At 73.0% G+C, this 13,743-nt stretch carries 12 protein-coding genes and 2 pseudogenes; 11 read left to right on the plus strand and 3 right to left on the minus strand.

What is annotated here, in order from left to right; all coding sequences use genetic code 11:
* Positions 1-9: 9 nt before the first annotated feature.
* The 11 genes and pseudogenes from ACA511_RS32720 to ACA511_RS32770 all read left to right on the plus strand — a co-directional run bounded on the left by ACA511_RS32720 (position 10) and on the right by ACA511_RS32770 (position 10,408).
* Entirely contained in the window at positions 10-2,460 is a 2,451-nt protein-coding gene (locus ACA511_RS32720; protein ID WP_375028543.1) for a [protein-PII] uridylyltransferase, read from the plus strand.
* 283 nt (positions 2,461-2,743) lie between these two features.
* Complete coding sequence (ffh, locus tag ACA511_RS32725; RefSeq protein WP_375028544.1) at positions 2,744-4,324, plus strand: signal recognition particle protein; 1,581 nt, start codon at positions 2,744-2,746, stop codon at positions 4,322-4,324.
* Positions 4,325-4,591: 267 nt separating this feature from the next.
* On the plus strand, positions 4,592-5,041 hold the full coding sequence (rpsP, locus tag ACA511_RS32730) for a 30S ribosomal protein S16 (protein WP_375028545.1): 450 nt from the start codon (positions 4,592-4,594) through the stop codon (positions 5,039-5,041).
* Positions 5,042-5,043: 2 nt separating this feature from the next.
* Positions 5,044-5,286 (plus strand): RNA-binding protein, encoded by a 243-nt coding sequence (locus ACA511_RS32735; protein ID WP_375028546.1) that lies wholly within the window; start codon positions 5,044-5,046, stop codon positions 5,284-5,286.
* Between the two features lie 11 nt (positions 5,287-5,297).
* Entirely contained in the window at positions 5,298-5,810 is a 513-nt protein-coding gene (gene rimM, locus ACA511_RS32740; protein WP_375028547.1) for a ribosome maturation factor RimM, read from the plus strand.
* Positions 5,807-5,962: pseudogene (locus tag ACA511_RS32745) on the plus strand (tRNA (guanosine(37)-N1)-methyltransferase TrmD); the annotation flags it as partial. The gene rimM and the pseudogene ACA511_RS32745, both read left to right, overlap by 4 nt.
* A gap of 552 nt (positions 5,963-6,514) precedes the next feature.
* Positions 6,515-7,174: pseudogene (locus ACA511_RS32750) on the plus strand (tRNA (guanine(37)-N(1))-methyltransferase); the annotation flags it as partial.
* Between the two features lie 118 nt (positions 7,175-7,292).
* The gene (gene rplS / locus ACA511_RS32755; protein ID WP_375028548.1) at positions 7,293-7,643 is read left to right on the plus strand and encodes a 50S ribosomal protein L19; all 351 of its coding nucleotides are present in this window, start codon (positions 7,293-7,295) and stop codon (positions 7,641-7,643) included.
* A gap of 165 nt (positions 7,644-7,808) precedes the next feature.
* Complete coding sequence (gene lepB, locus ACA511_RS32760; RefSeq protein WP_375028549.1) at positions 7,809-8,693, plus strand: signal peptidase I; 885 nt, start codon at positions 7,809-7,811, stop codon at positions 8,691-8,693.
* A gap of 678 nt (positions 8,694-9,371) precedes the next feature.
* Entirely contained in the window at positions 9,372-10,097 is a 726-nt protein-coding gene (locus ACA511_RS32765) for a ribonuclease HII (RefSeq protein WP_375028550.1), read from the plus strand.
* Positions 10,094-10,408: a DUF2469 domain-containing protein gene (locus tag ACA511_RS32770; RefSeq protein ID WP_375028551.1), complete on the plus strand. Its 315-nt coding sequence runs from the start codon at positions 10,094-10,096 to the stop codon at positions 10,406-10,408. The genes ACA511_RS32765 and ACA511_RS32770 overlap by 4 nt, the downstream gene beginning before the upstream one ends.
* Positions 10,409-10,618: 210 nt before the next feature.
* Here ACA511_RS32770 and dprA read toward each other — a convergent pair whose 3' ends face one another.
* From dprA to ACA511_RS32785, 3 genes are read right to left on the minus strand one after another with little or no spacing between them, the layout of a single operon-like run.
* Complete coding sequence (dprA, locus tag ACA511_RS32775; protein ID WP_375028553.1) at positions 10,619-11,818, minus strand: DNA-processing protein DprA; 1,200 nt, start codon at positions 11,816-11,818, stop codon at positions 10,619-10,621.
* Positions 11,815-13,368 (minus strand): YifB family Mg chelatase-like AAA ATPase, encoded by a 1,554-nt coding sequence (locus tag ACA511_RS32780; RefSeq protein ID WP_375028554.1) that lies wholly within the window; start codon positions 13,366-13,368, stop codon positions 11,815-11,817. Before ACA511_RS32780 ends, dprA begins: the two co-directional genes overlap by 4 nt.
* Positions 13,368-13,718: a YraN family protein gene (locus tag ACA511_RS32785; protein ID WP_375028555.1), complete on the minus strand. Its 351-nt coding sequence runs from the start codon at positions 13,716-13,718 to the stop codon at positions 13,368-13,370. Before ACA511_RS32785 ends, ACA511_RS32780 begins: the two co-directional genes overlap by 1 nt.
* Between the last annotated feature and the right edge of the window lie 25 nt (positions 13,719-13,743).

Here is a 13,743-nt window from a genome sequence, read left to right on the forward strand (position 1 = left end):
GGGGATGCGGTGAGCCTCGCCGACCCGCCGGCCGGAGAGCGGGCCCCCGTGCCCGCGCCGGCCGGCGGCGCCGGAGCGGCGGACAAGACCGGCGCGGCCGGCGCGGCACGTGCGGCCCTCGCGGCGGCGCGGGCCGCGCGGGCCGCCGACCTGGACCGCCGCCTCGCCGCCCTGCTGACCTCGGGCCCCGCCCAGGAGGCGGGCGGCGGGCGCGCACCGGAGGGTGCCGCCCTCGTCGCGGTCGGCAGCCACGCCCGCCGGGAGCTGACCCCCGGCGGCGACCTCGACCTCGTTCTCCTGCACCGCGGCAGGGCCGACGTCGCCGAGATCGCCGACCGGGTCTGGTACCCGCTGTGGGACTCCGGGGTCCGCCTCGACCACTCCGTCCGCACCGTCCACGAGGCCCGGACCGTCGCGCGCGGCGACATGAAGGCCGCGCTCGGGCTGCTGTCCGCGCGCCGCATCGCGGGCGACCACACCCTGGTGGACGAGCTGCGCGCCGCCGTCCTCACCGACTGGCGCGCCGACGCCGCCGCGCGGCTGCCCGAACTGTCGGCGATGTGCCGGGAACGCTGGGAAACCCAGGGCGAACTCGCCTTCCTCCTCGAACCCGACATCAAGGAGGCCCACGGCGGGCTCCGCGACGTCCACGTGATGCACGCCGTGGCCGCGTCCTGGGTGGCGTCCGCCCCGGACGGCCGGGTGCGGGCCGCCCACGACCTGCTCCTCGACGCGCGGCACGCGCTGCACGAGGTCACGGGCCGCTCCGCCGACCGCCTCGTCCTCCAGGAGCAGGAGGCCGTCGCGCGCCTCCTGGGCCTGCCGGACGCCGGCGTCCTGCAGCGCTCGATCGTGGAGGCGGCGCGCACGATCACCTACGCGGGCTCCAACCTGTGGCGCCGCGTCGACCGGCTCACCCGGGCCCGGTCCGTCCACCCCGCGCCGCTGCCCGCCGCCGGCCAGGGCCGGCGGCGCGGGATCGAGCGGCGCCCCGTCGGGGACGGCGCCGTCGAGCACGAGGGCGAGGTCGTCCTCGCGCGGAACGCCGATCTCGGCGACCCCTGCCTCGTCCTGCGCGTCGCGGCCGCCGCCGCCCAGGCCGGCCTGCCGCTCGCTCCCGCCACGGTGGCCAGGCTCGCCGAGCACGCCGGACTCCCGCCGGTGCCGTGGCCCGCCGGCGCCCGCGACGCGCTCATCTCCCTGCTCGGCGCCGGTCCCGCCGCCATCGCCGTCTGGGAGGCCCTGGACCAGGCCGGGCTGATCGTCCGGCTGCTGCCCGACTGGGAGCATGTCCGCAACCGGCCGCAGCACAACCCCGTCCACCGCTTCACCGTGGACCGCCACCTCGTCGAGACCGCCGCCGGCGCCGCCGCCCTCACCCGCGAGGTCGCCCGCCCCGACCTGCTCCTCATCGGCGCGCTCCTGCACGACATCGGCAAGGGGCGGCCCGGCGACCACTCCGCCGCGGGCGCCGCCGCCGTCCGCGACATAGCCGGGCGCCTCGGCCTCCCCGAGGACGACGTGCGAGTCCTCGAAACGCTCGTCCGCCACCACCTCCTGCTCCCCGACACCGCCACCCGCCGCGACATCGACGACCCCGTCACCGTCCAGACCGTCACCGCCGCGGTCTCCGCGGTGCCGGGCCGGGAACGCGAGGTCCTCGACCTCCTCGCCGCCCTCGCGATCGCCGACGGCAACGCCACCGGCCCCGCCGCCTGGACCACCTGGAAGGCCGGGCTCGTCGCCGAACTCGTCCGCCGCGCCGCCGCCGCCCTGTCCGGCGGGACGCCGCCGCCGCCCCCCGTCCTCGACCCCGCCCACCTGGCCCTGGCCCGCCACGACGGCGCCGCCGTCCGCGTCGCCGGCTCCCGCATCACCATCGCCGCCCCCGACCGTCCGGGCCTCCTCTGGCGCGCTGCCGGCGTCCTGGCCCTCCACCGCCTGGCCGTCCGGACCGCCCGCACGATCTCCGCCCCCCACCCACCACCGCACGCGGCCCGCACACCGGCGCCCCCCGCCAGGAGCACCGGCGAGACGGCGGTGCTGGACTTCACGGCGGTGCCCGATTACGGGACGCCGCCCGATCCGGCCGGGCTCGAGGCCGACCTGCGGCGCATGCTCGCCGGGCGCCTCGACGTGGCCGACCGCCTTGAGCGGCGGGCCCGGTCGGTCCGGGTCCGGCGCGGTGTCACGGTCCCGCCGCCCCGCGTCATGATCCTGGAGGACGCCTCGCGGACGGCGACCGTCATCGAGGTCCGCGCCCACGACCGTCCCGGCCTGCTGTGGCGGATCGGGCAGACGCTCGGCGCGTGCGGCCTGCAGATTCGCGCCGCCCAGGTCGACACCCTCGGCGCCGAGGCCGTGGACGTCTTCTACGTGGTGGACGACGGCGGACGCCCCCTCGGCGACTCCACCGCGCTGCACGCCGTCCGGGTCCGGATCCTTGAAGCCCTCAGCTGAACTTCGGTGCCCCTCCACCGCCGTGCGCCCCTCCGGCGTCGCGATCGCGCCGGGCGGCCAGGGCGATTTAGCGATCCCAGAAGCCTTCCAAGGACGGTCCAGACGCGTGTTCGAGACGCTCTCCGACCGGTTGACGACGGTCTTCTCGCCGCTGCCCGGCCATCGCCGGATCGCCCCTGGAAGGAAGGCGCTCCAGAGCCTGACGCCGAGGCGGAGCAACCAATACGGTGACCCGATACGCTGATAGGCGATCCCAGAAGCTTTCCAAGGACGGTCCAGACACGTGTTCGAGACGCTCTCCGACCGGTTGACGACGGTCTTCTCGTCGCTGCGCAGCAAGGGCCGGCTCTCCGAGGCCGACATCAACGCGACGGCCCGCGAGATCCGGATCGCGCTGCTCGAGGCCGACGTCGCGCTCCCCGTCGTCAAGGACTTCATCGCGCGGGTCAAGGAGCGCGCGACGGGCGCGGAGGTCTCCGGGGCGCTGAACCCGGCGCAGCAGGTCGTCAAGATCGTCAACGAGGAGCTCATCGCGATCCTCGGCGGCGAGACCCGCCGGATCCGGCTGGCCAAGACGCCGCCGACCGTGATCATGCTCGCGGGCCTGCAGGGCGCCGGCAAGACCACGCTCGCGGGCAAGCTCGCCCGGTGGCTGAAGCAGGAGGGCCACACGCCGATGCTGGTGGCGGCCGACCTGCAGCGGCCCAACGCCGTCCAGCAGCTCCAGGTCGTCGGCGAGCGGGCCGGCGTGCCGGTGTTCGCGCCCGAGCCGGGCAGCGGCGTCGGCGACCCGGTGGACGTGGCGCGCCGCTCCCTCGACCAGGCCCGGCACGCGCTGCACGACGTCGTCGTCATCGACACCGCGGGCCGGCTCGGCGTCGACACGGAGATGATGCAGCAGGCCATCGACATCCGCGACGCCGTCCAGCCCGACGACATCCTGTTCGTCGTCGACGCCATGGTCGGGCAGGACGCGGTCAACACCGCCCAGGCGTTCATGGACGGCGTCGGCTTCGACGGCGTCGTCCTCACCAAGCTGGACGGCGACGCGCGCGGCGGCGCGGCGCTGTCGGTCCGGCACGTCACCGGACGTCCGATCATGTTCGCCTCGACGGGCGAGAAGCTGGAGGACTTCAGCGTCTTCCACCCGGACCGCATGGCGGGCCGGATCCTCGACATGGGCGACATCCTCACCCTGATCGAGCAGGCCGAGCAGGCGTTCGACGCCGAGCAGGCCGAGAAGATGTCGACCAAGTTCGCGTCGGGCGAGGACTTCACGCTCGAGGACTTCCTCGAGCAGATGATGATGATCCGCAAGCTCGGCCCGATCGGCAACCTGCTCGGGATGATGCCGGGCATGGGGCAGGTCCGCGATCAGATCAGCCAGATCGACGACAAGGACCTCGACCGGATCGCCGCGATCATCCGCTCGATGACCCCGCAGGAACGCGCCCAGCCCAAGATCATCAATGGCTCCCGGCGGGCCCGCATCGCGACGGGCTCGGGCGTCGGCGTCGGCGAGGTCAGCAGCCTCGTCACCCGGTTCTTCGACGCGCAGAAGATGATGCGCCAGATGGCCGGCGGCATGGGCCTGCCCGGCATGCCGGGCGGACGCAAGAAGGCGGCGAAGGCGGCGGCCAAGAAGAACAAGAAGGGCAAGCAGCGCAGCGGCGACCCGCGCAAGCGCGCCGCCGGCAAGGACCGGGAGCCCGCGGCCGACGGCATGCCCCAGGGCCTCCCGCCCGGCCTCGGCGGCGGTCCCGGCGGCGGTCCGGGCGGCCTTCCGCCCGGTCTCGGCGGCCAGCTTCCGCCCGGTTTCCAGATGCCCGACCTCGGCAAGCTCCAGGGCCGCAAGAAGAAGTAACCGCCCGCAGCCCAGGGGCGCGCGGCGGGCCGCGGCGCGAAGCCCGGCGCCGCGGCCGGAGGCCGTGTCGGACGATGCGCGGACACGGCCTCGTGCGATTGCACCTTTACACCGAACGTCTGGCAGAATGACAGGCTGGAAACCCGGAATCGCGAGGCGCCCTCTCTCGTCCTGCGCGGCCGGAGTCCATCGGGCGGCCGCGAGCCGGTGTTCCCCACCTGGCGCGGGCCCGTCCACCCAGTAATGAAATCGGAGTACACCACACCCGTGGCAGTCAAGATCAAGCTCAAGCGTCTGGGGAAGATCCGGAACCCGCAGTACCGGATCGTCGTCGCCGACGCCCGCACCAAGCGGGACGGCCGCGCCATCGAGGAGATCGGGCTCTACCAGCCCAAGCAGGAGCCGTCGCTCATCCAGATCGACTCCGAGCGCGCGCAGTACTGGCTCGGCGTCGGCGCGCAGCCGACCGAGCCCGTCCTCAACCTGCTGAAGATCACCGGCGACTGGCAGAAGTTCAAGGGCGAGCCGGGCGCCGAGGGCACCCTCAAGGTCGCCGAGCCCAAGGCCGACAAGAAGGCCGCCTTCGAAGCCGCGGTCAAGGAGTCCCTGGGCGACGACGTGCCCGCCGGCAACGCGACCCGCGGCAAGAAGAGGGCCGAGCCTAAGAAGTCCGAGGCCAAGGCCGCCGAGACCGACGAAGCCAAGAGCGAGGGCTGACAGTGCTCGAAGAAGCGCTCGAGCACCTGGTCCGCGGGATCGTGGAGAACCCGGACGACGTCCGGGTCCGCGCCCGCCGGATGCGGGGCGGCCGGGTCCTGGAGGTGCGCGTCCACCCCGAGGACCTCGGGAAGGTCATCGGCCGCGGCGGCCGCACCGCCAAGGCCCTCCGCACGGTGATCAGCGCCCTCTCCGGGGGCCGATACGTGCGCGTTGACCTGCTCGACGTCAACGAGGTCCGCTGAGTGGCGTCCCGATGAGCGAACCGCTCGTGGTGGGACGGATCGGACGGCCGCACGGGATCCGCGGTGAGGTCACCATCGATGTCCGCACCGACGAGCCGGACTCCCGGTTCGTCGCGGGCACGGAGATCGCCACCGACCCCGGCGCCGCCGGTCCGCTCACCATCGAGCGGACCCGCTGGCATTCGGGACGCCTGCTCGTGCGCTTCGCCGGGGTCGGCGACCGCGACGCCGCCGAGGCTCTGCGCGGCACGTGGCTCGTCGTCGACCCCGGTGACATTTCCCCGTCCGCCGACCCGGACGACTTCCACGACCAAGAGCTGATCGGCCTCACCGTGGTCACCGCGGACGGCGCCGACGTCGGCGAGGTCGCGGAGGTACTGCACCACGGCCAGGACCTCCTGGTCGTACGCGGGCCCGGCGGGGACAGGCTCGTGCCCTTCGTGGCCGCGCTCGTCCCCGAGGTGGACGTTCCCGGGGGGCGGCTCGTCATCGACCCGCCTCCCGGACTGCTCGACGAATCATGAAACTCGACATCATCACGATCTTTCCCGAGTACTTCGCCGCTCTGGACATCTCCCTCCTGGGCAAGGCGCGGCGCGCCGGGCTGCTGGACGTCCGCGTCCACGACCTGCGCGACTGGACCCACGACCGGCACCGCACCGTCGACGACACGCCCTACGGCGGCGGCCCCGGCATGGTCATGAAACCCGGCCCCTGGGGCGAAGTCCTCGACAGCCTCGTCCCGCCGGGCCCCACCGGCGGCGGGGCCTTCGCCGCACCGTCCTCCCCGGGCCCGCCGACGGCAGACCCGACCTCATGGGCAACGCCGCCCGGCACGCCCGCGGACGGCGACCCGTCGTCCTCGGGATCCCGGCCCGGCGAGCCCTCCGGCCGCCCACCGGCCGACCCGGCACACGACCCATCCGGCGCACCGTACGGCGCAAGATCGTCCAGGGCGCCGTACGACCGGAGCGCCTCCAGCGACGCCTGGCGGGAGCCGACGTCCTTCACCGGCACATCACCCGGCGCCCCCCGCCCCGGCGCGACACCATGGGACAGGCCCACCTCCCCCAGCGCCCCGGCGATACCCGGCGGGTCCGCGATGCCCAGCGGGCCGGCGTCTCCCGGAGGGTTCGCAATGCCTGGCGGGTTCGCGTCTCCCAGCGAGTTCGCGATGCCTGGCGGGTTCGGGATGCCCAGCGAGTCCGCGTCTCACGGCGGTCCCGGGACGCGCAACGATCCCGGGATGCCTGGCGGGTTGGCGATGGCCGGCGGGCCCGCGTCTTCCGAGCGGGCTGGGTCGTCGGGGAGCGGATCGGTCGGGGCGGGCTCGGGCGCGGTACCGCGGCTGATCATTCCGACGCCCAGCGGGCGCCCGTTCACGCAGGCGGACGCGGTGCGTTACGCCGCCGAGCCCTGGCTCGTCTTCGCCTGCGGACGTTACGAGGGCATCGACTCCCGCGTGGCCGAGGAGGCCCGCACGCGAATGCCCGTGGACGAGGTGAGCCTGGGCGACTTCGTGCTCGCCGGCGGGGAGGTCGCCGTCCTGGTGATGGTCGAGGCGATCGGGCGCCTCCTGCCCGGCGTCCTCGGCAACGCCGCCTCCGTCACGGACGACTCCTTCGCCCCCGGGGCCATGGAGTCGCTCCTGGAGGGCCCCGTCTACACCAAGCCGCCCGTCTGGCGGGACCGGCCGGTTCCGGACGTTCTCCTGTCGGGCCACCACGGGGCGATCGCCCGCTGGCGGCGTGACGAGGCGCTCCGCCGGACGGCCCGGCACCGTCCCGAACTGCTCGCCCGTCTCGCCGCGGAGGACCTCGACGAACGGGACCGCGCCGTCCTGGACGAGGCCGGTTTTCCGGTTGACGGCGAAGGTATGGCAGACTAGAGCGTCCGTGCGTCCAGAGCGCATGGCACCCGAAGACCACTTCCCGCGGCGCGACGCCCCCACGAAAGTCCCATCGGGGCCTCTCGACGCCCGCGTTCGACCACAAGGAACCGCTGCGATGCATACCCTGATCCAAGAGATCGAGAAGGCCGCGATGCGCGCCGACGTCCCCGACTTCCGTCCGGGCGACACGCTCAAGGTGCACGTGCGCGTCACCGAGGGCAACCGTAGCCGTATCCAGATCTTCCAGGGTGTGGTGATCCGGCGGCAGGGCGGTGGCGCCCGCGAGACCTTCACCGTCCGGAAGGTCAGCTACAGCGTCGGCGTCGAGCGGACGTTCCCGCTCAACAGCCCGTCGATCGACCAGATCGAGGTCGTCACCCGCGGCGACGTGCGCCGCGCCAAGCTCTACTACCTGCGCAACCTGCGCGGCAAGGCCGCGCGCATCAAGGAGAAGCGCGAGCACTGAGCCGATGGACGACGCCCCGGGAACCCGCGACGGTGACCGGGGCGTTGCCCTTTCCGGACGGACGCGACCGGCTCCGGCGTCGGCGACACGCCCACGGGCGGCGTCCCCGGGGCCCCGCGCCGCTAGGCTTTCGCTCTGATGACTGACGAGGACGATCGGAGAGACGTGCGATCCGAGGCCGAGGGCGCGGTGCCCGAAGAGAAGGAGCCCGTGGACTCTGCCGAGGAGACGGCCGGCGACTCCGAGGACGACGGCAAGGGCAAGAAGAAACAGGGATCGTTCTGGAAAGAGCTCCCCGTCCTCATCGTCGTCGCCGTCGTGCTGGCACTCGTCATCAAGGCGTTCGCGGTCCAGGCGTTCTACATCCCGTCCGGCTCCATGGAGAACACCCTCCAGGTCGGCGACCGCGTCCTCGTCAACAAGATCGTCTACCACACCCGGGACATCGCCCGCGGCGACGTGATCGTCTTCAACGGCCTCGACTCCTGGGACCCCGAAGTCCAGGTCGAAGAGCCCGGCAACCCGGTCTCCAAGGCGCTGCGCGCCGTCGGCACCGCGTTCGGAGTCGCGCCCAACGAGAAGGACTACATCAAGCGCGTCATCGGCATCCCCGGCGACCACGTCAAATGCTGCGACGCCAAGGGCCGCGTCACCGTCAACGGCGTCCCGCTGGACGAGAAGTCGTACGTCTTCACCGACCCCATCACGCACGAGCAGAACAAGCCGTCGAACGACCCGTTCGACGTCACCGTGAAGCCGGGCCAACTGTGGGTCATGGGCGACCATCGTGAACTCTCCTACGACTCCCGCTCGCACCGCGGCGACCCCGGCGGCGGCACCATTCCGATCGACCGCGTCATCGGCCGAGCCTTCGTCATCGTGTGGCCTCTCGACCGCGTGGGCACCCTCCCGATTCCCGCCACCTTCAAGCAACGAGGCCTGGAGAAGTCGGCCGCCGTCGCCCTCCCCGCCGCCCCGTACGCCATGGGAATCCTCTTCACCCTCCCCCTCGCCTACCTCCGCCGCCGCCACCACCTGAAAGCCACCTGACCCGCGCAGTCCCACGTGCTCGAACCGCTCGTGCCGCCGCGGCCTCGTCCCGCGAAAAACCGCTTCCGGTGATCACCGATCAGCTCAACCGAGGACTGCCGCCGCCCGGTGTCCACCTACCGCGCCGGCCTCTCCTGCGCCCCGGGCTCTCACCCCCAGTGGCCCGTGCGCCGGGCCACGCGTCGTCCCACGTTCTCGGGCCGCCGCGGCTTGGTCGCGCAGAAGGCTGCTTCTGGTGATCATCGACGAGTTCAACCGAGGGCTGCGGCCGCCCGGCGTCCAGCTACTGCGCCTGCCTGCCCTGGCGGCCCGGGCTCTCACCCCCAGTGGCCCGTGCGCCGGGCCACGCGTCGTCCCACGTTCTCGGGCCGCCGCGGCTTGGTCTCCGTTCTGGGGTGGGCCAGGGCGGTTCTGCTTTCTGGTGGGGCGTGGGGTGCTGCGCCTGGTGGCTTGGGACGTCCTCGTCCCCTCGGTGGACGGTTGGGGCTTCTGGTCCTCGGTGACCGGCGTCGTTCGGTCGGGTCGTGGAGGCGTGCTTGATGTGGGGCGGGTGTAGTCGAGCTTGAAGCTTTGCGGCATGTGAATCTTGGGTCTTGAGGGCGCCTCTCGTGGGGCAAGGTGGGTGATGGCGGGCATTCGGGGGGCGGCGCAAGGGGGTGGGGACGTACGCTGCGGAGCATGAAGGGACGTCCACTCCGCTTCACCCCACGCCGGGACGCGGGGCTGTTCGCGTATGAGCGAGCCCTGGCGCACGGCGGGTTCAGCCCCGTGGCGGGTGTCGATGAGGCGGGGCGCGGGGCCTGCGCGGGGCCGCTGGTGGTCGGCGCGGTGATCCTGCAAGGCGGACGCAGCCGGATCGACGGCCTCGCCGACTCCAAGCTGCTCACTCCGGGACGCCGCGAAGAGCTGTACGCGGAGATCACCGAACGCGCGTACGCGTGGAGCGCGATCGTCATCCCGTGCCACGACATCGACCGGATCGGCCTCCACCGGTGCAACATCACCGGGATGCGGCGGGCCTTGGCGGCGCTCGACCGGCGGCCCGCCTACGTGCTGAGCGACGGCTTCCCGGTGCCGGGCCTGGACGTCCCCGGCCTCGCGATGATCAAGGGCGACCAGGCCGCGGCCTGCGTGGCCGCCGCGTCCATCGTCGCGAAGGTCACCCGGGACCGGATCATGGTGGGCCTCCACGAGCGGTATCCCGAGTACGGCTTCGACGTCCACAAGGGCTACGTGACCCGTGCGCACGCCGAGGCGCTCGACGCGCACGGTCCATGTCCAGAGCATCGGTTCTCCTACGTCAACGTCGGGCGGGCCTTGCGCAACAATGGGGATGTGGCTTTGGAGGAGGAGACCGAAGGGGAGGTCTCCGGCGAAGGCCGCGCGGAAGGGGCACGAGCGTGAGCGCCGAGGATCTCGAGAAGTACGAGACCGAGATGGAGCTGCAGCTCTATCGCGAGTACCGGGACGTCCTCGGGCTGTTCAGCTACGTCGTCGAGACCGAGCGGCGCTTCTACCTCACGAACTCGGTCGACCTCCAGGTGCGCGGCGCCGACACCGGCGAGATCTTCTTCGAGGTCACCATGCAGGACGCCTGGGTCTGGGACATGTACCGTCCTGCCCGGTTCGTCAAGAACGTGCGTGTCGTCACGTTCAAGGACGTGAACGTCGAAGAACTGGCCAAGAGCGACTTCGAACTCCCTTCGGACGACTGACTCGCGAGATCGGTCGGCGAGATGCCTCCTCGTAATCTCTGACTGCGGTTGTCGGCCCCCGACCCCTCACTTGCCGACGGAGCCCGGGGGAGGTGTGCGCCACGTGCCTGTTCCGGTGTTCGCGTTGTCTGCCTCGTCACCGCGACTGCGCCCCGCTGCGGCGGCCTGCGCACGGTCGGCCGCGTCCAGCGCCTGGGGTCGGTCGTCGGGTCATTTCGGCTCCTCGGGCGGGGCGGACGGGGGCGGGACGCGTTCGGCCTCCGAGGCCGGGCCCTTGGGAGATTTCCCGGACTTCGTCAGGCGCCAGCCGGACGAGGTGCGCTCGATGAACCCGGCCGCCGACAGGAGCCCCAGCTTGGCGTTGACCGTGGTCAGGGAAACGCCCGCCTTTACGGCGAGTTGTGCGGGGCCGGTCGCGCCGCGCGCCGGGAACGCCTCCAGGACCGACCTTGTCACCGGTTCCAGACGGTCGCGGGGGAGGACCGGAGTGCTCGGCGGCGGCGCCAGGTCGGCGCCGATCCGCCCCACGGCCTCGATGATCTCCTCCGGCCGGGTGACCAGCGTGACGCCCTCCTCCCGCAGGAGCCGATGGCAGCCGACCGAGGAGCGGGAGGTGATCGGGCCGGGCACGGCCATGACCACGCGGCCGAGCCTGGCCGCCCAGCCGGCGGTGTTCAGGGCGCCGCTGCGCGCCTCCGCCTCGACGATGACCGCGCCCCGGGAGAGGGCCGCGATCACCCGGTTCCGGACGAGGAAGCGGAGGCGGTGCGGATGGGTGCCCGGCGGCGACTCGCTGACCAGCAGAGACCGCCGCGCCATCTCGGCGAACAGCCCCTCGTTGGACGCCGGGTAGGGGACGTCCACCCCGTTGGCGAGGACCGCGACGGTGGGGCCGTCGGCGGCCAGCGCGCCGCGGTGGGCGGCCGCGTCGATCCCGAGGGCGCCGCCGGAGATCACCGTCCAGCCGTCGTCGGCCAGGTCGGACGCGAAGTCGGCGGCGGCGCGCAGGCCGTAGGGGGACGCGGCGCGGGAACCGACGATGGCGACCGAACGCAGGCAGCAGTAGCGCAGGTCGCCGGGGCCGCGCAGCCACAGGGCGTACGGGCGTCCCGCGCCGAGGTCGTCGAGGGTCGTCGGCCATTCGGGATCTCCCGGGCAGATGAGGCGGCCGCGGAACCGGGCGCAGACGGCCATGTCCTGGTCGGGCTCCGCGGCGATCAGGCGGATCCGCCACTGTTCGAGGCGCCGCACCTCCTTGGGGGTGGCCTCCAGGTCATGGGGCGGACGGCCGGTGCGGACCGTTTCGAGGGCGCCCTCCGGACCGCAGTGGTCGATGATCCGGTTGAGGAAGGCGTCGCCGGGTTCCGCGATGGCGGTGAGGGCGGCGCGTGCGGTTCTCTCGTCGCTCACTGGCGCCCCGCCGACCAGAGGGCGAGCGCGCCGCCGACGTCGTCCGGGCCCGGCTCGCCGTGGCCCGCCAGGTCGGCGATGGTCCAGGCGACCCGGAGGATGCGGTCGAGACCGCGCGCACTCAGCGTCCCCCTCTGCAGGGCCTCGTCGGCCCCTCGCATCGCTTCGGCGGACGGCGTGAAGCGTCTGCGCAGCTCCGGGCCGGGGACCTCGGAGTTGGAACGCCACGGAGTGTCCGCGAGGCGGTGGCGCGTCCGTTCCCTGGCGAGCTGGACGCGTTCGGCCACCACCTTGCTGGACTCGGCGAACTCCAGGTCGTAGCGGAGTTCGGCGCGGCTGGCCGGCGCCAGCTCCAGCTTGAGGTCGATGCGGTCGAGGAGCGGGCCGGTCACGCGGCTGGCGTACTTGCGGCGGACCCCCGGCGCGCAGGAGCAGTCGATCTGCTTCGCGGCGGCGCAGGGACACGGATTCGCCGCGAGGACGAGCGTGAACCGCGCGGGGAAGTGCGCTATGCCCTCGATGCGGGAGATGCGGACCTCCCCCTCCTCAAGGGGCTGGCGCAGGGCGTCGAGCGTCCCCGACATGAACTCCGGGGCCTCGTCCAGGAAGAGGATCCCCCGGTGTGCGAGGGACACGGCGCCCGGCTGCAGCACGCGGCCCGACCCGCCGCCGACCATCGACGCCCGCGACGCGGTGTGGTGCGGGGCGTAGAACGGCGGCTGGGTGATCAGCGGCTGGCCCGGCCGGAGGGTTCCGGCGACGGAGTGGATCGCGGTGACCTCCAGCGCGGTCTCGGGCTCCAGGGGCGGCATCAGCGTCGGCAGCCGCTCGGCGAGCATCGTCTTCCCGCAGCCCGGCGGTCCGGCGAAGAAGAGGTGGTGCCCGCCCGCCGCGCTGATCTCCAGGGCGCGGCGCGCCTCGGCCTGGCCCCGGACGTCGGCCAGGTCCAGATCGGGCGGGATCTCCTGCTGCCGGATGGCGTACCCGTCCGCGGGGAGCGCGAAGTCGTCGTCCTCGCCGTCCTCGGCGGGCGGCGGCTCGTCGCGCAGGAGGCACAGCAGGCCGCGCAGCGTGTCGGCGGACACGACCTTCATGCCGGGGACGAGTTCGGCTTCGGCGGCGTTCGCCTGGGGCACCACGACGGTGCGGCAGCCCCGGTTGGCGGCGGCCAGCACGGCGGGCAGGATGCCTTGGATCGGGCGTATGCGGCCGTCCAGGCCCAGCTCGCCGATCAGCACCAGCCCTGCGCAACTGCGCGGCGAGACGACCTCCGCCGCCGCGAGCAGCGAAACCGCGATCGCCAGATCGAAGGTGGAGCCCTTCTTCGGCATGCTCGCCGGGAACAGCGACACCGTGACGTGCCGGTTGGGCCAGTCTTCACCGGAGTTGAAGACGGCGGCGCGGACCCGGTCGCGGGCCTCGCTGAGCGCCGTGTCGGGGAGGCCGACCAGGTGCAGGCCGGGGACTCCGCTGGTGATGGCCGCCTCCACGTCCACGACGAAACCGTCGACGCCGACCAGGGACACCGAGCGCGTCTTCGCGAGCGTCATCAGCAAACCTCCCGCAGGTGATCGATCGCGAAGCCGTCGCCGTCGCCGAGCAGGCCGAGGACGTCCACCCGGATCGGCGCGCCGATACCGTGGGCGGCGGCCCACCGCCAGGCCAGCCGCCGTAACCGGGCCGCCTTGTCCGCGGTGATCGCTTCGAGCGGGTCGCCGAACCGTGCGGAGCGGCGGGTCTTCACCTCGCAGACGATGTGCCCGCGCCCGTCATGGGCGACGATGTCGAGTTCGCCCTCGCGGCACCGCCAGTTGCGGTCGAGGATCGTCCAGCCGAGGCCGACGAGGTAGTCGACGGCGGCGTCCTCGCCTCTGCGGCCGAGACTGATGTGAGCTTTCATGGGTGCGTCACCTCCGGCCTCCGAC

The sequence above is a fragment of the Actinomadura sp. GTD37 genome, from assembly GCF_041951365.1.
In the GTDB taxonomy this organism is placed as follows: Bacteria; Actinomycetota; Actinomycetes; order Streptosporangiales; family Streptosporangiaceae; genus Spirillospora.

Excerpts from the sequence above, each read along its gene's own strand:
- rimM (WP_375028547.1), top strand. The coding sequence starts at position 5,298 with ATGAGCGAACCGCTCGTGGTGGGACGGATCGGACGGCCGCACGGGATC.
- rplS (WP_375028548.1), top strand. The coding sequence starts at position 7,293 with ATGCATACCCTGATCCAAGAGATCGAGAAGGCCGCGATGCGCGCCGAC.
- ACA511_RS32765 (WP_375028550.1), top strand. The coding sequence starts at position 9,372 with ATGAAGGGACGTCCACTCCGCTTCACCCCACGCCGGGACGCGGGGCTG.
- ACA511_RS32780 (WP_375028554.1), bottom strand. The coding sequence starts at position 13,368 with ATGACGCTCGCGAAGACGCGCTCGGTGTCCCTGGTCGGCGTCGACGGT.
- ACA511_RS32785 (WP_375028555.1), bottom strand. The coding sequence starts at position 13,718 with ATGAAAGCTCACATCAGTCTCGGCCGCAGAGGCGAGGACGCCGCCGTC.